This window comes from Mucilaginibacter mali (assembly GCF_013283875.1).
GTDB lineage: Bacteria > Bacteroidota > Bacteroidia > Sphingobacteriales > Sphingobacteriaceae > Mucilaginibacter > Mucilaginibacter mali.
In genome coordinates, this window is the sequence record NZ_CP054139.1 from 4,635,329 (window position 1) to 4,653,072 (window position 17,744).

Genomic DNA, 17,744 nt, shown 5'->3' on the forward strand with positions numbered 1-17,744 from the left:
AGCAAAAACACCCTGTTCTTTGATAGCTACAACAGCAAAAATTACTTCATGTTGCCTGGAAAAGGTTTTTACATCACTATAAATAAAAAAAGCATCCGGTTACACCAAAACGCGCCCTGCTTTAAAACTTAATTCCTGAAGATTTTTTTATGATAAGATTCTACAGACGATTAAAAAAGATCACTTCAACCACACCAGCCATCCGAAATAAACGACCATGCAAATGGCGCTCAAAAAATTCATACGCATGGCATTGGCAAAGCTGGCATTACGCCGCGATTGGATGACCCGGATAAACCAGTAGAGAAAAAACAGCGCTATCGGCGCGGTACATTTTAAAAACAGCTCGAAATATTGGGGGGTGTGAGTAGGTAACCAGTATTGATAGATAAGCCACAGGCCGGTAACAAAAAGCGCCCCCGAGAACAGGAAGGTACCTTTATAACCCAGCAAAATGCTTAGCGTGCGGTCGCCGCGGCTGCGGTCTTCCTTATGTTGATAAATTTGCGTAAGCGGGTACGATGCGCCGATGAGGCACGAGCATATGGCGCCGGCTATCAGCAAATGCTGGTTCCAGCCAACCCAAAGGTTATCGCCGGTAAGGCCAAAATGGGTGCTCCAGTAAATAAAGCCGCCCTGGAAAAAGAACACAACCAAAAAGCTGATGAACGGGTATTTTTTTAACCGGGTAGATGGGTGGCTGTATAGCTTAGACATAATGCCGTAGATGAGCACCGCGAAGGCGAAGAGCCAATCGACATAAGTGCCCAAAATAAAGGCGACCATCTCCATAAAAAGCGAGAAGTAATACAGGCTGTGATCTACCTTTGGGGGATGCTTCAGCAGGGCGATGCTTTCCTCATCGCGATCGAAGTAACTGTTATAGCCGTTGCTGGCCGGAAACGCCAGGAAATGCCAGATAAAAAAAATCAGCAGGGCTTTACTTATTTGGATATCATGAGTCTGACTGATAGCGAACAGGTACACCGGGAATAAAAACAACGAAAACACAAAACGCAGGTGGGCAATAGCCGAGCGGGTAGGTATCAGTTGTTTTATTTTCATCGCACTAATGTAAAATACTTAACTAATAATATTAACGTTTTAGATTTTTTATTAATATCACCCCTCATGAAGAAGTTTATCCTATTGGCTATTGCAGCAGCTTTTGCAAACCTTGCCCCCGCGCAAACCAAACATAAGGTTACCGCGTCTACCATTACCTTTAAGATCAAAAATATGGGCATCAATACCGGCGGCAATATCAGCGGCTTGGTAGCCGATATCAATTTTAGCAAAGACAGGCCCGAAGCCAGCAGCATCGAGGCTTCTGTTGATGCCGGCACACTGAATACCGACAACGATATGCGCGACAAGCATATTAAGAGCGAAGATTACTTCGACGCGGCCAAATACCCTAAGATCACCATGAAATCAACCTCGATAAAACATCGCAGCGGAAACAACTTTGTGGGCACTTTCAACGTAACTATTAAAGATAAAACAAAATCGATAGATGTGCCTTTTACTTATGTGGTTAACGGTAACACCGCCGAGTTTAAGGGCAGCCTTAAAATTCAGCGTACCGATTTTGGCATCGGCAGCAGCGGCCTGGTTTTAGCCAACGAAGCCACTATAGATATAGACGTACAAACAACACCCAGTTAATACATGAGCACCTGCATCAGCGCCATAGGTATAGCCAACCCGGCACACCGGTTTAAGCAAAGTAAAATATACCAGTTTATGGCCGATGCATCGGGCCTGGATGAGAATAACCGGGGCAGGTTAAAAGGCATTTATGATAACTCGGGGATCGGGTACCGCTACTCTGTCATCCCCGATTACGGCGCTGATAGCCCGGAAGATCACAGCTTCTTCCCCAAATCGGCCGACCTGGAGCCATTTGTATCCACCCAGCAGCGGATGGCTATTTATCAGCAGGAAGCCGTTAAGATAGCCGCTGATGCCGCGCGAAATTGCTTAAAAGGTTTTCCGGATGATATCACGCAGCAGATCACCCACTTGATTACGGTTAGCTGCACCGGCATGTATGCCCCCGGGCTGGATATCGACCTGGTGGAACATCTGGGTTTAAAAACCAATACCCAGCGCACCTGCATTACTTTTATGGGTTGCTACGGCGCCATTAACGGATTAAAAACGGCCGATTACATTTGCCGCGCTGACCCAAAGGCCAAAGTACTGGTGGTAAGCGTTGAGCTTTGCACCCTCCATTTTCAAAAAGAAAATACGCTTGATAACTGGGTGGCTAATTCCATCTTCAGCGATGGGGCCGCGGCCGTTTTGTTAGAAGGAACAGAACATCGCCTGAAACCCGGTCCTTGTCTTGAGCTGAAACATTTTTACGCCGAATTTATGCCCAATGCCCGTAACGATATGGGCTGGTACGTAGGCAATACCGGTTTTGAGATGCGGCTAAGCAGTAAGGTATCTAAGCTGATCAAAAACAATTTGGGTGGCGTATTCGAACGCCTGAAGAAAAGCATCAACCCCGGCGGCCATGTGCATTTTGATGCCTACGCCATGCACCCCGGCGGCCGGAAGATCCTGGAATCGATAGAAGAGGCGCTGGACCTGCCAGAAGAAAGCAATACATTCTCGTACGAGGTGCTGCAAAAGTACGGCAATATGTCGTCGGCTACGGTGTTGTTTGTACTGCACAGGGTTTTGCAAAACACCGTTAAAAGTAATCAACAGATCCTAAGCTTTGCCTTTGGCCCGGGTTTAACGGCCGAGGGCATGGTGATGGCCTCGCACGCGGCATGACGGCGGATGTGCTTATCATTGGTGGTGGTTTGGCCGGTTTGTGCAATGCCATCCAGCTTAACCGGGCCGGCTTGCAGGTAACGGTAATCGAAAAAAAACATTACCCCTTCCATCGCGTTTGCGGCGAGTATATCAGTAACGAGGTATTACCTTTTTTGAGGAAATTGGGCATCGATATCGACAGTCTGAACCCAGCGCGTATTAACAGGTTAGAAATTACCTCGGCAGGTGGCAAGCGCTTCGGCTGCGGGTTAGATCTGGGGGGATTTGGTGTTAGTCGCTATACTTTAGATAACCATCTGTACCGGCAAGCCCAACTGGCCGGCGTAAAATTTATGCTGGATACCCGGGTAGCGGATGTGCGCTTTACCGATGATCATTTCGAGGTAGTGATTCCCGGGCAAACGCTGATAGCCCGGCTGGTGATTGGATCTTACGGCAAGCGTTCCAATCTCGATCAAAAACTGAAGCGGCCATTTTTTTACAAACGCAGCCCCTATCTGGCGGTGAAGTTCCACATCAAAGCCGATCTGCCTGATGACCTGATCCAACTGAATAATTACAAAGATGGCTACTGCGGCGTAAGCAAGGTTGACGGCGACCGCTATTGCATGTGCTATCTTGCCAAAAGCGATGACCTGCGCAAATATGGGTCGCTGCCCGCGCTGGAGGAAAACGTGATCCGCAAAAACCCTTATCTAAATGAAATATTCAGTAATGCCGAATTTCTGCTGGATAAACCGGAAGTCATCAACGAGATCTCGTTCGAGAAAAAAGCGCCGGTTGAGCAGCACATCCTGATGAGCGGAGATACCGCCGGCATGATAGCCCCGCTTTGCGGCAACGGCATGGCGATGGCCATCCATTCAAGCAAGTTACTTTCGGAAAGTATCATTAAATATTATCAGTCTGAAAAATTTACCGCAGCGCAACGGGTGCAACTGGAGCAGGCCTACACCCATGCCTGGAATAAGGAGTTTGCCAGCCGCCTATGGGCCGGCCGGCAAATGCAGCGCCTGTTCGGACGTGATAGTGTTACGGGCCTGACCATCGATATGCTGAACACGATGCCCGCGGTAGCTAATTTACTTATCCGCACCTCCCACGGCAAACCATTTGCCTGATTTTCGCTTTAATATAAAAGCATGGTCTATTTAAAAACACGTTCAGGCAAAGCGGAAGTGATGGACGATCTTGATCTCCCATCAGCCGAGATAGACCCGGTGCTGGCCGGCCTTGCTAAAATGAACCGTTGGTTTGGCGCGCACAAAACCGTCATAAAAACCTTGCAAAAATTTCCAGATTTAGCCTATAATCACGTCAGCGACTGGGGTTGCGGCGGCGGCGATATGCTGGTTGCCTTACGCAAATGGTCGGATAGGCACCATTTATCTTTATACCTTACCGGGGTAGACGCGGCCAAATCCGCCGTACGATATGCTAAAAGGCATTCGCTGGGCTGTCGCATTAATTATATACAGGCCAGCGTATTGAGTGATGATTTGCACGCCAGGCAGTTCGATATCGTGACATCAGGCTTATTCAGCCATCACTTTGCCGACCGGGAATGGGTGCTACTCATCCGCAAAATGTACACTTGCTCGCGCCGGGGCGTTATCCTAACCGACCTGCACCGGCACTGGCTACTGTATTATGCCGTAACGGCCATTACACGGCTCATCACCAAAAATAAAATGGCGCGGGTAGATGGCCCCTTATCGGTAAAGCGGAGTTTTAAAAGGAAGGAAATTGTTAGCTTATTAAAGGCAGCGCAAATTGATAACTATAATTTAACATGGGTTTGGCCCTTCAGATGGTTGTTAATTATTCGTAAACACTAAATTAGCGTTATGAAACTGCGCGTGCTCATCTTTTTAACTGCTTTTTCGGTAGCCATTACGGTATCGTCGGTTAATTTTTACTTTCAGCATAGGTGGTACGATGTAACTATCACTTTTTTTGTATCGTTCTCCATCAGCTTTATTGTTTTTTATTATCTGATAGAAAAATACGTTTACTCGAAGATCAAACTCATCTATAAACTCATCCACAACTTAAAGCTGGGCCGCGATCTGCGCGATGCGCTGGGCGAACAGCATATCATCAGCGCCGACCCGATAAACGATGTGGAGCAAGAGGTAAAGGAGTGGGCCCGCCAAAAAAAATCGGAAATAGACGAATTGCGCAAACAGGAAAAGTTTCGCAGGGAGTTTTTAACCAATATCTCGCACGAGTTTAAAACACCGCTGTTTGCGATACAGGGTTATATCGAAGCGATACAGGATGACGAGTTTGAAGACCTGGATATGGCAGCCCAGTTTTTAGAGAAAGCCGCAAAAAACGTAGACCGGCTAAGCTACCTGATCAAGGATCTGGACGAGATATCCAAGCTGGAATCAGGCGAGATACCGATCAACTATACCAGGTTTAAGATAAACGACCTGATCAAAGAAGTACTCGATTCACTGGAAATGAAGGCAAAACAGCACGATATTAAGTTTATTTATAAACAGAAGTACGACGAGAACGTAATGGTTAATGCCGACAGGGATAAAATTCACCAGGTAATTATAAACCTGGTCGACAATTCGCTTAAGTATGGCAAAACCGGCGGCAGCACATCGGTAAGCCTGTTTAACCTGCACGACCAGGTACTGATAGAGATTACCGACGATGGCATCGGGATAGAAGAAAAGTATTTACCACGCCTGTTCGAACGTTTTTTCCGTACCGAGCAAAGCCGTTCGCGCCAGGTTGGCGGCTCTGGTTTGGGTTTAGCTATTGTTAAGCACATTATCGAGGCTCACCAGCAAACTATCAACGTGCGCAGTACTGCGGGTTTGGGTTCTACTTTTGGCTTTACGCTGCAAAAAGCCAAGCAATCACCATTTCCGGCCATCCCCGGTATTAAATAGTTAACATTAATTTAACATTGCTTCCGTAACTTTGTCCCACAATTCAATAAAATGTCATTAAACAGTATCTTCCAATACTTTGTCCCAAAAGATAAAAAAGTATTTTTCCCTTTGTTTGAACAAGCCGCGCACAACGTAGTAGCCATGGCTACTATACTGGTAGAAGCCGTAAATACCAACGATAATGCTGCCCGCGAGGACATGTTTAAACAAATAGACACCCTTGAGAATAAGGGCGACGAGTTAACCCACCAGATCTATCTTGAACTGGGTAAAAACTTTATCACTCCGTTCGACCGTGAAGATATTCACTCGCTGGCTACGGCTATTGATGACGTGGCCGATTATATCCAGGGCTCAGCGAACCGTATGCTGCTGTATAATATTGATGAGTATACCGAATCGATAAAAAAACTATCTGAGCTGATATTGCAGGGTGGCGTTGAACTGGAAAAAGCCGTGCGCGAATTAAAGGACCTGAAAAACGTACGTAACATTGCCGATAGCTGTATCCGTATTAACAGTGTGGAAAACCAGGCCGATTACGTGTTCGACCGCGCTGTTGCCGATTTGTTTTTATACGAGAAGGATGCCCTGCGCCTGATCAAATACAAGGAAATACTTGCCGCATTGGAAACGGCTACCGATATGTGCGAGGACGCTGCCAATGTAATGGAATCAATTTTAGTTAAAAACGCCTAATTATACCTGATAAACAAATTACATGGTAACCACGCTACTTGTTGTTGTTGTAATACTTGCAGTTGTCTTCGATTTCATCAACGGCTTTCACGATGCGGCTAACTCTATTGCCACCGTGGTATCAACCAAGGTATTAACCCCCTTCCAGGCGGTGCTTTGGGCTGCGGCCTTTAACTTTCTGGCCTACTTTTTAATAAAGGACCATAAGGTAGCCAACACCATTGCCAAAACCGTGCACGAGCATTTTATTACCATGCACGTAATACTGGCCGGTCTTGTTGCCGCCATCACCTGGAACCTTATCACCTGGTGGTTCGGTATCCCCTCAAGCTCATCGCATACCCTTATCGGCGGTTTTGCCGGCGCGGGTATGACTAACGCCCTGTATATGGGCTCGGCCGCTATTACCGCGGTAAATATCAAATCGATACTTACCATAGCCGCCTACATATTTTTGGCGCCTTTTATTGGTTTGCTTATCGCCTATATCATTACCATTATTATCCTGCATATCTGCAAAAATGCGAGGCCGTCCGTTGCCGAGCGCTGGTTTAAAGTTTTACAACTGATATCATCGGGCGCGCTAAGCTTTGCCCATGGCGGTAACGATGCGCAAAAGGTAATGGGTATTATCTACGTAGCCATGTTTACATCGGGAATTATCCAAAACGGCGCGCCAATGCCCGAGTGGATCCCGCTGCTGTGCTATTCGGCTATCGCTTTAGGTACTATGTCGGGCGGTTGGAAGATCGTAAAGACCATGGGTACCAAAATTACCAAAGTAACCCCGCTTGAAGGTGTTAGCGCCGAAACCGCGGGCGCCATCACCCTGTTTATTACCGAGCGTTTTGGTATCCCGGTTTCAACCACGCACACCATCACCGGCTCTATTATTGGTGTAGGCTTAACCAAGCGTGTATCGGCTGTGCGCTGGGGTGTTACCATTAACCTGGTTTGGGCCTGGATCATCACTATCCCAATTTCGGCCCTGCTGGCTGCTGCGGTATTTACCCTGATGCATTTTATAGGATAATACACCCATAAAGATATTTGTAAAAGGGGCTGGCATTTTGTTAGCCCCTTTTGTTTAATTTTAGGGCATGAAAAAAGCCACATTGTTTTTGGCGTTGATATTCGCGGTATTGAGTAATACCTACGCCCAATCTAAACTAATCCCCTCAAACCTTGATATTGGCAATGCACTGAAGCAGGCGCTGGAGCAAGGCACCGGCAAAAGCAGCGACAAACTATCGACCGTTGATGGATTTTTTAAAGATGCCGAGGTAAAGATCCTTTTCCCGCCCGAAGCGCAGAAGGCCGAAAAAACCTTACGCTCATTAGGCTTAAACCAACTTTGCGATAACGTGATCCTATCGCTTAACCGTGCTGCCGAAAGCGCCGCTAAAGAGGCTAAGCCTATTTTTATTGACGCCATCAAACAAATGACCCTACAGGATGTAAGCAACATTCTGTTAGGCAAGCAGGATGCCGCTACAGAATATTTTAAGCGCACCACCACCGTGCAACTATCGGCCAAATTTAAGCCGGTTGTGCAAGTAAACCTGGACCAGGCCGGTGCTACCAAATACTACACCGCGGCAGCTACCAGCTTTAATAAAGTGCCCTTTGTAAAAAAGATCAACCCTGATATCAGCGATTATGTTACGCAGAAAGCCATCGACGGTTTGTTTCTGCAAATAGCTAAAGAGGAGTTAAACATCCGCCAAAACTTATCGGCACGTACTACGCCGTTAATGAAGACGGTATTCTCGTTCGCGGAGAAGTTTAAGAAGCAATAGGGGGAGAATAGCTCGCCGGGCGATCTTACTCACCCGGTTGTTGCTTCGCTCGACCACCCTCTCTTTCCTTTGGAAAAAGAGGGGATGGGTTTGTCAGATACTACTCCTGCCCTCTTTTCGCGCAGCGAAGAGAGGGTCGACCAGCGCAGCATAGTCGGGGTGAGTAGCTTTACGCTCAAGCCATTCGTGTCTAAGAATTAAAATGATACAGAAAAACCACCTCGCCCGTATAAGCGGGTTTTTTCTCGCCATCTATCTCCATAGTTACGCCGATGGTGGCTTTGGTGATGCCGCGTAGATTAACAATAGCGTTCAGTTTGGCTATCAGCCTTACCTTGCTGTTAACCGGCACCGCCTGCGCAAAGCGGATATTCTCGATACTGTAATTGATCTGCATTTTCAGGTTGCGCACATCGGCAATCTGGTTCCAGAAATAGGGCAGCAGCGATACGGTAAGGTATCCATGCGCTATCGTAGCCTTGAACGGGCTTTCGGTAGCGGCCCGTTCGGGGTCGGTATGTATCCATTGATGATCTATGGTAGCCTCAGCAAATTGCTGAATTTGCTGTTGGGTGATGGTATGCCATGGCGATGTGCCCAGCACCTGGCCTAAATGCGCTTCAAACTCGGCGTAGTTGTGTATAACGATCATAAGGGTATAACAGTAAAAGGGTATAATTGTGCCGCAAAGTAAGGATTTTGTTAGGTGATATGAAATGAGTATGTTTAATCGGATACGGAAGTGTGCCTTACGGTAGTTTATCGCTAATTAAATGCGATAATAAACTCTATCCCGGTAATTACAAGTATTGAAAAGATAACGCCCCCGAAAAAAATAATAGCTTTTTTCAGCGACATGCTATCCCTGGTCTTTCTCCATAAAAAAAAATTCAAAGAAGCATATACCATACATATGATAATTGTTATGGCTTTTAAAAGAGTTAGTATTATATAGATGATATTTTTACTCATTCAACCTCAATTTAACCGTCTTGCGCTCGTTTGTAACGAGCGCTTAAAATGGTTAAGCGTCTGCGACGCGCGATGCATATCTCACTCCAGCGTAAACGCCACCGGCAAATTCATCACCACAGCCACATTACTACCCTTATATTGCCCGGCTACCCAATCTTCAGGAATCAGTTTCACTACCCGCAGGGCTTCCTCATCGCAGCCGTAACCAAGCGAACCCACCACCCGGTAATCATGAACGTGGCCTTTTTCATCGATAGTGAAGCCGATGACTACACGGCCGCTTACGCGTTTTTTAACAGCTTCGGCGGGGTAACGCAGGTTGTACAATAGCGAGCGGAACAGGATATCGCTACCCAGGTAGATGGGCGGGCGCTCCATCAGGGTGGCAATGGTATCACGGCCCTTCAGTACGCGGTAAACATGCACGCTATCATCGTGTGTAGGCTGGTGAAAGGTAAGCTGGTTGTTGTCGAAATCGAACTTGTTCATCAGCTTCCACAGTTTGCCGTAATACTTCCATTCGCCGGTTTTGCGGCCATTGGTGTACTGGCCCTCCGCAATTACGTAATCCTTAAGGTTATACTCGTGCCAGGTGCCATCCTTCAGGTTGTTTTTATAAAAACCGGTGGTTAATATTTTGCCCGACGAGCGCACCGACAGGCTATACTTCCCCTGTTTAACGTTGGGGTTAGCCTTCAGTACTTCGTACTTTTCGCGGTAGTTCAGGCTATCCTTAGTAACACTTTTGGTTTGCGCGAAGCCTGCCAATGCCAGCAGCAGGGCGCAAAATATCAACGGGTGCTTTTTCATGGTTTAATATTGGGAATATGAAGATACAAAAATCTGAACATTGCTGATAAAACAAACGCCGTAGACTCACCCGGTCGGGCGAAGCGCAGACCGGGTGAGTAACATCGCTGCAATGCAATAATGCATATCAACTCAATTGCGCCCCTTGTATTAAATCGCCATCCGCAAACATCCCGCAACATTAACCATTGGTAAATATATCGCAACCGCAACGTCATCTGTTAACTAATAAAACATCCATTTTTTATTTCCTGATCACGATATTTGGTTCTTACACTATCGCTTAAAAAAGCAACACTAAGCAGATACTTATTTTAGAATTAAGTAAAAAACACAGCTTACCATATCTATAATTAATGAGTGCCCCGACGGAAACTGTAACCGCGCATATCCCGCCTGCCGCCACTGCCCACACCGCGACGGTTTGCGGGGCTAATTGCCCCGTGGCCCCGGTAAAACAGGCTGATATGGGCACTCAGATAGCCGACTTTTTTACGGGCTTATTCGATACCAAAAACTGGCCGCCACGCTGGCATTGCGGCTCCTGGTCCGATTTTCATGGATGGCTCTATATCGTGTCCGACCTGCTGATCTGGGCGGCATATTTCGCCATCCCCATTTTGCTGGCCCGCATTGTTACCAAGCGTAAAGATCTTCCCTTCCCCAGGATCATCTGGCTGTTTGTGGCCTTTATTATCCTGTGCGGATCGACCCATCTAATTGATGCCATTATTTTTTGGTGGCCGGCCTACCGCCTTAGCGCGCTGGTAAGGTTTGCTACGGCGGTTGTTTCGGTATTTACGCTGTATGCCACGTATAAAATTATGCCGCTGGTGCTGTCGCTGCGCTCGGTTGAGGAACTGGAGCGCGAGATAGCCGAGCGCAAGCAGGTAGAAGCCAAGCTGGCCGAAAATGAATTTTTGCTGAGCGAGGCCGGCCGAATTGGCCGTATGGGCGGCTGGGAGTTTGACGTGATCAATCAAAAGTCAACCTGGTCGCCAACGGTGTACGATATTTATGGTGTGCCGCATGATTATGATATGGATGCGGCCGAACCATTCTCGTACTACACTCCGGCATCGGCCGGGTTATTAAAGGATGCCTTAGCCGAGGCTTATGAAAACGGCGCCGGTTGGGACCTGGAACTGCAAATGACCACCGCGCAGGGCCAAAACATCTGGGTGCGCTCATGCGGCGAGTGTTTTTATGATGAAGCCGGTAAGCTGAGTAAGCTGCGCGGGCTTTTTATGGATATTAACCGGTATAAGATTAACGAACTGGCGCTGAATACATCGCATGAGTTGCTGTTCCGCAGCCACCAGCAACTGAAAACGTTTACGCATATCCTGTCGCACAATATCCGCAACCATGCCAGCAATATCTCGTTGCTGAACAGCCTGGTAAATGTAGAGGCCATGGACGAGGACAACCGTGAATTGTTCGACAAGATCAGCAAGGTGTCGCACGGCTTAAACGAAACACTGAACGACCTGTCGGTGGCCATTAAGATCCGCGAAGATAAGATGGAGTCGGAAACGCTGTCGTTCCGCGATATTACGGCTAACGTGTTCGAGATACTGGAGTCGGAGATCTTGATGAACGCCGCGAAGGTGAAGTTTAACTTTAGCGTGAAGACCATCGAGTACCCGAAACTATACCTGGAAAGTATTGTGATGAACCTGTTATCAAACGCCATAAAATACAGGAAGCCGGATGTAGCCCCCGAGGTATTATTAAAAACCTATACCAACGAGAGCGGCCGTACGGTTTTAGAATGCCGCGACAACGGACAGGGCATTAACCTGAAACTACATGGCGACCGCCTGTTTGGCCTGTACAAAACCTTTCACGAGCATAAGGAGGCCCACGGTGTGGGGCTGTTCCTGGTAAAAACCCAGGTCGAATCGCAAGGGGGGGGCATTGTGGTAGAAAGCGAACCGGGCAAGGGCACTACCTTTAAAATTGTATTTTAACTGTTACATTTATAATAATTGGTGTAAAAGCTACACCAAAAATTAACTTTGTTTACCATGAAAAAATTTGACATCGCCTGTGTGATAGACGATGATGATATCTACACCTTTACCGTGAAGCGCATCATTGCCAATTCTCAAATTGCCGACAAGACCTTGTTTTTCCCTAACGGGAAACTGGCGATAGATTTTTTTAACGAATACGTACATCAAACCGATAGCCTGCCCGATCTGATCTTACTGGATATCAACATGCCCGTGCTTGATGGCTGGCAGTTTATGGATGAGTTTGTAAAGATCCATCCGCTGATAGCCAAAAAGGTGACCATATATATTGTTAGCTCATCTATAGATGAGGCCGATTTTGCCAAGGCCCGCTCTTACGAACAGATCTCGGATTTTATTGTGAAGCCCATCAATGTAGCCAAGTTGCAAAAAATGGTAGAGGTGCTTAACGCCGAAGCATAAAGATCGTCAACTTAGTAATCAAGGAGGGGCTTTGTTTGGGCAGGAAACCCCTCCCTGCACGCTTCCCTTTGGGCAATGTCATTAAGTTAAGGATGATCAGCCGAATAAAACCCCCTCTAAATCTCCCCCGGTAGGGGAGACTTAGGCTGCACAAGCGTAAAATTCTTAAAGTCCTCCCCTTTGGGGAGGATTTAGGTGGGGCTTAAACCCGTCGCTACAATGGGGCCTGCATTTTATTTACCGCATTCTTTTAAACAAAAGCCGCTCATTGTATCTTTAACTTTGTATGCTGCCACTGTTAACTGCCAAAGATATCCGCAAGGCCGATGCCTATACCATTAAGCACGAACCAATTTCATCTATCGATTTGATGGAGCGGGCGGCTAAGGCTTTTGTGGGCTGGTTCATTAATCACTTCCCCGATAAAAAACAGGCAATTACCGTTTACTGCGGCACCGGTAACAATGGCGGCGATGGGTTGGCCATCGCGCGGATGCTTAATGAACATCATTACAAAAAGATCTGTGTGGTAGTGGCCCGGTTCGGTAAAAAGTCCACGGCCGATTTTGATGGAAATTTTGAGCGGTTAATTACGGCGGGGATACCATATACCGGGATAAACCCGGGCGATAAGCTACCCGATGATAAAGGTCAAATCATTATTGACGCGCTGCTGGGTAGCGGGTTGAATAAACCACTTGCCGGTGATTACGCCCGATTAGTAAATCATCTGAACGATTTAAACAAAACCGTAGTAGCGGTAGATGTCCCCACCGGCCTGTTTACCGACGGCGACATGCCCGCTGATGCACTGGTGCTGAAAGCCGGCCTGGTGATCACCTTTCAGCAACCCAAACTCAGCTTCCTGCTACCCGAATCGGGCCCGCATATTAATTGCTGGGAAGCGGTAAATATCGGCCTGAGCGGCGAGTTTATCCAATCGTTAAACTCGCCATACCAGTTTATCGAAGAAAAGGATATCCGCCAGCTATTGCGCCCACGGCCGCGATTTAGCAATAAAGGTACCTTCGGCCATGCGCTGATCATTGCCGGTCAGCCCGAAACAATGGGGGCTGCTTTGCTCAGCGCATCCGGATGCGCGCATGCCGGGGCCGGCTTAACAACCGCATGCATACCTCAGAGTGGTTTGGTGGCCCTTAATACTTCGCAGCCCGAAGTGATGGCCATTATGCGCGATGGGAAGAAAACGCCGGAGATGGCCTGGGATAAATTTAGCGCTATTGGTATTGGCCCGGGTTTAGGCAAGGATAAACAAGCCCTGCAATTGCTGGGCAATACCTTAAAGAACTATCAAAAGCCTATGGTGATAGATGCGGATGCCCTAAACCTGTTATCCGCAAACCCTAAGCTTTGGAAAAAGATACCGGCCGGCAGCATCCTCACCCCACACATGAAGGAGTTTGACCGCCTGTTTGGCGGGCACATCAGTTGGTGGAGCCGCATCCAAACCGCCATTGTCAGGGCGGCGGAATACAACATCAATATCCTGCTTAAAAACAACTATACCATCATCGCTACGCCTGGTGGCAGGGTTTACTTTAACCCCACCGGTAACCCCGCCATGGCCACCGGCGGCATGGGCGATGTGTTGACGGGCATCCTCGCTTCGCTGCTGGCACAACAACACCCGCCTGAACAGGCCTGCATCATCGGTGCCTATATCCACGGCAAAGCCGGGGATGAATTGGCATTGCCCAGCCGAATGACGGTGGTGATGCCGGGTAAACTGGCGCAGCAACTGCCGGTTACCATTGCGCGGCTGACTCTATAATCAGCATATTTTTAATAAATATTATAAATTAGTTGGATGAATAGCGCTATCCTTAAAACTTCGCTGAAAATTGGTTTGTTGACCGCTTTGGCTGTTTTGCTGTATGAAGCATCGAATGTGCTGCTGTTCTATAAATTTATCAGGCTCGACTATTATATCGCCATCATCGCTTTGGCTGCTTTGGTAACGGGCGTTGTCATTGCCCGCAGACAGGCCCCCACGATAACCAATCAACCGGATACCGACCCTTTCGGCCAGCTTACCAATAAGGAGATGCAGATATTTTTGCTGATGGCCGATGGCAAAACCAATAAGGAAATAGCCGCCGCGAACTTTGTAGAGATCAGCACCATTAAAACGCACATCAACCATATTTACGCCAAATTGCAGGTAAGTAGCCGTAAACAAGCGCTGGCACTTTATCAAAACCAGGGCGCATCAGCAAAATCAACCCTTTATCCACCCCCGGTAGCATAATTTTTTAGCTGTTAAAACCCAAACTTTACCCCCATGAACAATAAGTACCCTATTAAACAAGCGCTGGTGACGGGTATCGTTATCGGCGTATTTTCTATCACGGCATTCAGCATTGTTGATGGCCTTAACCATAGCAAAGGCTGGGGCTATAACCCGGCCAGCATTCGCGGTATTATCGGCCTGGTTGTTTTGGTGATATTGGGCGCAGGCATATACTCGGCCATGCAGGCTGTAAAACGCGGCAATAACGGAACATTAACCTATAAACAGGCTTTCTTGTCGGGTTTGTTTACGGGTATAGTAACCGGCGTCATCACCGCAATTTGCGGTGCGGTTTATTGCACACTCATCAACCCCGGCTATGCCGCCTACATGGTGGCCGAAGGCAAAAAGGCGCTGGAAGCACAAGGGGCCTTAACTGATAATGCCGTAACGGCCCTGCAACAGCAATTCAGCACCGGCGGACAGGTAGTGCAGGCGCTCATCGGTCAAACGGTTTGCGGCGCTGTTATCTCGGCTATTATGAGCATATTTACACGCACAAAAAAATAATACCCCATGCTTAAAAAAGGAGAACATATTGAAGGTACCCCTGCAGAACTACAGGTCCTGTTAGACCAGGATGCCGAAGCGAACACGTTTTTCGAAAGCCTGTCCAAATCGTACCGACAGGGCTATTGCGATTGGGTAGGCTCGGCCAAGCAGGAGGATACCCGCAAGGTACGCGCCGGCAAGGCGTTGATTATGCTGCAAAATAAGCAGAAGACGTTGAAGACCTGACCGCTGATTTTAAGGTGATTTTTTGATTTCGCTGATACTTTAATCAGTAATAATAATTTTTTCCCCCGAGGCCTGTGTCATCACAAGCCTTTTGCATTTCCGCGTTAGGGATTGCAGTGGAAAGCCCACAGCCGCTAAAGGGAAGCGGGTTGGCCACGGCGAGGACTTGGAACGGATAGCCCGGCCGCAGGCAACGCCCTAAATATCCGGAACCGGCCAGTTGAAATAATCGCTGTAGCCTATTGGATACCAAATACCCCTTGCTGCTGGCGGAGCCCCTATATTAAGTAAAACATGCCCTGCTTCTAAAGTTGAAACATCCACATTTTCTATTAGCTTTTTTAATTGGTGCAACAAGTTTGCCTGAAAATACCTTTTGTTGTAACAGGTGGATAGCATCGTCAAAATTGTATGCAGTTAGGCCACATCCCATCGCCAGTCCTATCGGCAATTCGCTGTAGGTTTTGTATTCAAACTCAAACCAGTACCTTGTCAGTTCCATCACCTTGCTGCAATTTCCTATTCAATTTGTACAACCAATATAACAAAACTATACCTTTGATTATATTTTGATATACAGAACTATGAAAGAAATATCGGTACAGGACCTGAAACAGAAATTAGATAGCGGCGAAGACTTCCAGCTGGTGGATGTGCGCGAAGATTTTGAGTACGAAATGTCGAACCTGGGCGGCACGCTGATCCCGCTGGGCGGCATATTGATCGAGACCGAAAAGATAGCTACAGACAAACCCGTAGTGGTAATGTGCCGCAGCGGCAAGCGCAGCGCAGTGGCCATTATGCAGTTAGAATCGCAGGGCTTTGTCAATTTATATAACCTGCAGGGTGGCATTACCGCCTGGGCGCAGGAAATTGACCCGTCATTACAAGTTTATTAAGCCATGGCACTTAAATTGTTTTTAAATGTGCTGTACACCATCGGCATATTTGTGTGCGCGGCTATTGTTTACTGGGCATTCCCGTTGCAACGGTACGAGTTTGTGATAGGTGGCGTGTTTGTTGCCGGCCTGTTCATTATTTTGAAGATAAAGCTGCTAAAGGAGTTGAGAACGCCTAAAAAGTAACCTCGAAATCAACCTGTATGCGACCCAGTTGCTTTAGATCTGTTTCCAAGTATCAAAGGGGAGAAGACGGCAAGCGCACTTCTATAATATTGTTGGATAAACAGATTTAAAGTCAATGGCCAAGCAAAGCGAAGATTTTGTACCACAAGCTATCAATTATGTAAAAAGCATAAGTAAGGAAAGGGTAGTTTATCTTAAACATGATTGGACTAACTATTTTGAGTGGGGCTTTGCTGTGATTTTTACCGCTATAATTATCGATGCTGCTATTGAATCATTTTCAGTAGTAGGATATCCTTTTGTTGCCTTCTCAGCTATTTTCAGTTTATTATTATTAACTAATTTATATTATCAAAACAAATTAGTTAAAGTAGATGGCGTTGGTTTATTGTGGAATAAGGAGGATGGGATGAAAACACTACGTGAGTTTTATGATGATTTGACTTTTGATGCCAGCGTTGAAAATATAATAAGAGACATTAAATTAAACGAAGGATTTAAAAATGGCCGGGATATCGTTGTTTTATTAGATGATAAAACTGTCTATTTTCATAAGTCTACTTTCGGAAGAGGTAATTCCCCATCCTCTTTTTTTGGTATAATCAATTATCTCAAATGCAAAAAAATCGCTGAGCGCTTCCAAGACATCCAACAAAATTACAAACAAGAATTACCCTCATGAGCACCCTCACCCCATTCCACATAGCCATACCTGCTTACGACCTGGAAGCCTCGCGCCGTTTTTACCGCGAGGTGCTGGGTTGCAGCGAGGGCCGCAGCGATACGCACTGGACCGACTTTAACCTGTACGGCCATCAACTGGTGATCCACTACAAACCCAGGCCCGAAAACGAACCCGTGCACCACCACAACCCGGTTGACGGCCATGATGTGCCCATCCCCCATTACGGCGTGGTGTTAACCTGGGAAGTATGGCACGAGCTGGAAGCCAAACTACGGTCGCTTGATATTAAATTTGTGATAGAACCCGGCATTCGCTTTAAAGGCAAGCCGGGCGAACAGGCCACCATGTTCTTCTTCGATCCATCGGGCAACGCGCTGGAATTTAAGGCGTTTAGGGATATAGGGCAGTTGTTTGCGGTATAAACCCTGTCTCTTTTAAAGTTCCCTCCCTTGGGAGGGAATTATTAGCAGATATCCCCACACAAATAGTATTA

General features: G+C 47.1%; 22 protein-coding genes. 18 read left to right on the forward strand and 4 right to left on the reverse strand.

Annotated features, from left to right (window positions below):
- Positions 1-180: 180 nt before the first annotated feature.
- Positions 181-1,065, reverse strand: a complete 885-nt coding sequence (locus HQ865_RS19540) for a UbiA family prenyltransferase (protein ID WP_173416517.1) — start codon at positions 1,063-1,065, stop codon at positions 181-183.
- Between the two features lie 66 nt (positions 1,066-1,131).
- Here HQ865_RS19540 and HQ865_RS19545 point away from each other — a divergent pair, with 66 nt between their 5' ends.
- From HQ865_RS19545 to HQ865_RS19580, 8 genes are all read left to right on the forward strand, one after another.
- Positions 1,132-1,668, forward strand: a complete 537-nt coding sequence (locus tag HQ865_RS19545; RefSeq protein ID WP_173416518.1) for a YceI family protein — start codon at positions 1,132-1,134, stop codon at positions 1,666-1,668.
- Positions 1,669-1,671: 3 nt separating this feature from the next.
- The gene (locus HQ865_RS19550) at positions 1,672-2,790 is read left to right on the forward strand and encodes a type III polyketide synthase (RefSeq protein WP_173416519.1); all 1,119 of its coding nucleotides are present in this window, start codon (positions 1,672-1,674) and stop codon (positions 2,788-2,790) included.
- On the forward strand, positions 2,787-3,914 hold the full coding sequence (locus tag HQ865_RS19555; protein ID WP_173416520.1) for an NAD(P)/FAD-dependent oxidoreductase: 1,128 nt from the start codon (positions 2,787-2,789) through the stop codon (positions 3,912-3,914). The genes HQ865_RS19550 and HQ865_RS19555 overlap by 4 nt, the downstream gene beginning before the upstream one ends.
- Before the next feature lie 21 nt (positions 3,915-3,935).
- On the forward strand, positions 3,936-4,631 hold the full coding sequence (locus HQ865_RS19560) for a methyltransferase domain-containing protein (protein ID WP_173416521.1): 696 nt from the start codon (positions 3,936-3,938) through the stop codon (positions 4,629-4,631).
- A gap of 9 nt (positions 4,632-4,640) precedes the next feature.
- The gene (locus HQ865_RS19565; RefSeq protein ID WP_173416522.1) at positions 4,641-5,705 is read left to right on the forward strand and encodes a sensor histidine kinase; all 1,065 of its coding nucleotides are present in this window, start codon (positions 4,641-4,643) and stop codon (positions 5,703-5,705) included.
- A 51-nt stretch (positions 5,706-5,756) separates the two neighbouring features.
- Positions 5,757-6,407, forward strand: a complete 651-nt coding sequence (locus HQ865_RS19570; RefSeq protein WP_173416523.1) for a DUF47 domain-containing protein — start codon at positions 5,757-5,759, stop codon at positions 6,405-6,407.
- A 22-nt stretch (positions 6,408-6,429) separates the two neighbouring features.
- The gene (locus tag HQ865_RS19575) at positions 6,430-7,440 is read left to right on the forward strand and encodes an inorganic phosphate transporter (RefSeq protein WP_173416524.1); all 1,011 of its coding nucleotides are present in this window, start codon (positions 6,430-6,432) and stop codon (positions 7,438-7,440) included.
- 67 nt (positions 7,441-7,507) lie between these two features.
- On the forward strand, positions 7,508-8,206 hold the full coding sequence (locus tag HQ865_RS19580; RefSeq protein ID WP_173416525.1) for a DUF4197 domain-containing protein: 699 nt from the start codon (positions 7,508-7,510) through the stop codon (positions 8,204-8,206).
- 190 nt (positions 8,207-8,396) lie between these two features.
- Here HQ865_RS19580 and HQ865_RS19585 read toward each other — a convergent pair whose 3' ends face one another.
- Together HQ865_RS19585 and HQ865_RS19590 are read right to left on the reverse strand one after the other, a co-directional pair.
- Entirely contained in the window at positions 8,397-8,858 is a 462-nt protein-coding gene (locus HQ865_RS19585) for a MaoC family dehydratase (RefSeq protein ID WP_173416526.1), read from the reverse strand.
- A gap of 401 nt (positions 8,859-9,259) precedes the next feature.
- Positions 9,260-9,991 carry an energy transducer TonB gene (locus HQ865_RS19590; protein WP_173416527.1) on the reverse strand — a complete coding sequence of 244 codons (732 nt, stop codon included), beginning with the start codon at positions 9,989-9,991 and terminating at the stop codon, positions 9,260-9,262.
- A gap of 356 nt (positions 9,992-10,347) precedes the next feature.
- Here HQ865_RS19590 and HQ865_RS19595 point away from each other — a divergent pair, with 356 nt between their 5' ends.
- From HQ865_RS19595 to HQ865_RS19620, 6 genes are all read left to right on the forward strand, one after another.
- Complete coding sequence (locus HQ865_RS19595) at positions 10,348-11,964, forward strand: sensor histidine kinase (protein ID WP_173416528.1); 1,617 nt, start codon at positions 10,348-10,350, stop codon at positions 11,962-11,964.
- A 57-nt stretch (positions 11,965-12,021) separates the two neighbouring features.
- A complete protein-coding gene (locus HQ865_RS19600; RefSeq protein ID WP_173416529.1) occupies positions 12,022-12,432 on the forward strand; it encodes a response regulator in 411 nt (136 codons plus the stop codon).
- A gap of 286 nt (positions 12,433-12,718) precedes the next feature.
- Entirely contained in the window at positions 12,719-14,224 is a 1,506-nt protein-coding gene (locus HQ865_RS19605; protein ID WP_173416530.1) for an NAD(P)H-hydrate dehydratase, read from the forward strand.
- Positions 14,225-14,260: 36 nt separating this feature from the next.
- On the forward strand, positions 14,261-14,701 hold the full coding sequence (locus tag HQ865_RS19610) for a response regulator transcription factor (protein WP_173416531.1): 441 nt from the start codon (positions 14,261-14,263) through the stop codon (positions 14,699-14,701).
- A 33-nt stretch (positions 14,702-14,734) separates the two neighbouring features.
- Complete coding sequence (locus HQ865_RS19615) at positions 14,735-15,253, forward strand: DUF4199 domain-containing protein (RefSeq protein WP_173416532.1); 519 nt, start codon at positions 14,735-14,737, stop codon at positions 15,251-15,253.
- Positions 15,254-15,259: 6 nt separating this feature from the next.
- Positions 15,260-15,481: a YdeI/OmpD-associated family protein gene (locus HQ865_RS19620; protein ID WP_173416533.1), complete on the forward strand. Its 222-nt coding sequence runs from the start codon at positions 15,260-15,262 to the stop codon at positions 15,479-15,481.
- 283 nt (positions 15,482-15,764) lie between these two features.
- Here HQ865_RS19620 and HQ865_RS19625 read toward each other — a convergent pair whose 3' ends face one another.
- On the reverse strand, positions 15,765-15,983 hold the full coding sequence (locus tag HQ865_RS19625) for a hypothetical protein (RefSeq protein ID WP_173416534.1): 219 nt from the start codon (positions 15,981-15,983) through the stop codon (positions 15,765-15,767).
- A gap of 82 nt (positions 15,984-16,065) precedes the next feature.
- On the opposite strand from HQ865_RS19625, the gene HQ865_RS19630 reads away from it, so the two are divergent.
- The 4 genes from HQ865_RS19630 (at position 16,066) to HQ865_RS19645 (ending at position 17,673) form a co-directional block, all read left to right on the forward strand.
- Positions 16,066-16,380, forward strand: a complete 315-nt coding sequence (locus HQ865_RS19630; protein WP_173416535.1) for a rhodanese-like domain-containing protein — start codon at positions 16,066-16,068, stop codon at positions 16,378-16,380.
- Between the two features lie 3 nt (positions 16,381-16,383).
- Positions 16,384-16,566: a DUF6358 family protein gene (locus tag HQ865_RS19635; RefSeq protein WP_173416536.1), complete on the forward strand. Its 183-nt coding sequence runs from the start codon at positions 16,384-16,386 to the stop codon at positions 16,564-16,566.
- A 115-nt stretch (positions 16,567-16,681) separates the two neighbouring features.
- The gene (locus tag HQ865_RS19640; RefSeq protein ID WP_173416537.1) at positions 16,682-17,248 is read left to right on the forward strand and encodes a hypothetical protein; all 567 of its coding nucleotides are present in this window, start codon (positions 16,682-16,684) and stop codon (positions 17,246-17,248) included.
- Complete coding sequence (locus HQ865_RS19645; RefSeq protein ID WP_173416538.1) at positions 17,245-17,673, forward strand: VOC family protein; 429 nt, start codon at positions 17,245-17,247, stop codon at positions 17,671-17,673. The genes HQ865_RS19640 and HQ865_RS19645 overlap by 4 nt, the downstream gene beginning before the upstream one ends.
- Positions 17,674-17,744: the final 71 nt, after the last annotated feature.

What these genes read in the sequence shown, in the direction of transcription:
- HQ865_RS19540 (WP_173416517.1), bottom strand. Translation starts at nt 1,065, where the DNA reads ATGAAAATAAAACAACTGATACCTACCCGCTCGGCTATTGCCCACCTG.
- HQ865_RS19545 (WP_173416518.1), top strand. Translation starts at nt 1,132, where the DNA reads ATGAAGAAGTTTATCCTATTGGCTATTGCAGCAGCTTTTGCAAACCTT.
- HQ865_RS19550 (WP_173416519.1), top strand. Translation starts at nt 1,672, where the DNA reads ATGAGCACCTGCATCAGCGCCATAGGTATAGCCAACCCGGCACACCGG.
- HQ865_RS19555 (WP_173416520.1), top strand. Translation starts at nt 2,787, where the DNA reads ATGACGGCGGATGTGCTTATCATTGGTGGTGGTTTGGCCGGTTTGTGC.
- HQ865_RS19560 (WP_173416521.1), top strand. Translation starts at nt 3,936, where the DNA reads ATGGTCTATTTAAAAACACGTTCAGGCAAAGCGGAAGTGATGGACGAT.
- HQ865_RS19565 (WP_173416522.1), top strand. Translation starts at nt 4,641, where the DNA reads ATGAAACTGCGCGTGCTCATCTTTTTAACTGCTTTTTCGGTAGCCATT.
- HQ865_RS19570 (WP_173416523.1), top strand. Translation starts at nt 5,757, where the DNA reads ATGTCATTAAACAGTATCTTCCAATACTTTGTCCCAAAAGATAAAAAA.
- HQ865_RS19575 (WP_173416524.1), top strand. Translation starts at nt 6,430, where the DNA reads ATGGTAACCACGCTACTTGTTGTTGTTGTAATACTTGCAGTTGTCTTC.
- HQ865_RS19580 (WP_173416525.1), top strand. Translation starts at nt 7,508, where the DNA reads ATGAAAAAAGCCACATTGTTTTTGGCGTTGATATTCGCGGTATTGAGT.
- HQ865_RS19585 (WP_173416526.1), bottom strand. Translation starts at nt 8,858, where the DNA reads ATGATCGTTATACACAACTACGCCGAGTTTGAAGCGCATTTAGGCCAG.
- HQ865_RS19590 (WP_173416527.1), bottom strand. Translation starts at nt 9,991, where the DNA reads ATGAAAAAGCACCCGTTGATATTTTGCGCCCTGCTGCTGGCATTGGCA.
- HQ865_RS19595 (WP_173416528.1), top strand. Translation starts at nt 10,348, where the DNA reads ATGAGTGCCCCGACGGAAACTGTAACCGCGCATATCCCGCCTGCCGCC.
- HQ865_RS19600 (WP_173416529.1), top strand. Translation starts at nt 12,022, where the DNA reads ATGAAAAAATTTGACATCGCCTGTGTGATAGACGATGATGATATCTAC.
- HQ865_RS19605 (WP_173416530.1), top strand. Translation starts at nt 12,719, where the DNA reads ATGCTGCCACTGTTAACTGCCAAAGATATCCGCAAGGCCGATGCCTAT.
- HQ865_RS19610 (WP_173416531.1), top strand. Translation starts at nt 14,261, where the DNA reads ATGAATAGCGCTATCCTTAAAACTTCGCTGAAAATTGGTTTGTTGACC.
- HQ865_RS19615 (WP_173416532.1), top strand. Translation starts at nt 14,735, where the DNA reads ATGAACAATAAGTACCCTATTAAACAAGCGCTGGTGACGGGTATCGTT.
- HQ865_RS19620 (WP_173416533.1), top strand. Translation starts at nt 15,260, where the DNA reads ATGCTTAAAAAAGGAGAACATATTGAAGGTACCCCTGCAGAACTACAG.
- HQ865_RS19625 (WP_173416534.1), bottom strand. Translation starts at nt 15,983, where the DNA reads ATGGAACTGACAAGGTACTGGTTTGAGTTTGAATACAAAACCTACAGC.
- HQ865_RS19630 (WP_173416535.1), top strand. Translation starts at nt 16,066, where the DNA reads ATGAAAGAAATATCGGTACAGGACCTGAAACAGAAATTAGATAGCGGC.
- HQ865_RS19635 (WP_173416536.1), top strand. Translation starts at nt 16,384, where the DNA reads ATGGCACTTAAATTGTTTTTAAATGTGCTGTACACCATCGGCATATTT.
- HQ865_RS19640 (WP_173416537.1), top strand. Translation starts at nt 16,682, where the DNA reads ATGGCCAAGCAAAGCGAAGATTTTGTACCACAAGCTATCAATTATGTA.
- HQ865_RS19645 (WP_173416538.1), top strand. Translation starts at nt 17,245, where the DNA reads ATGAGCACCCTCACCCCATTCCACATAGCCATACCTGCTTACGACCTG.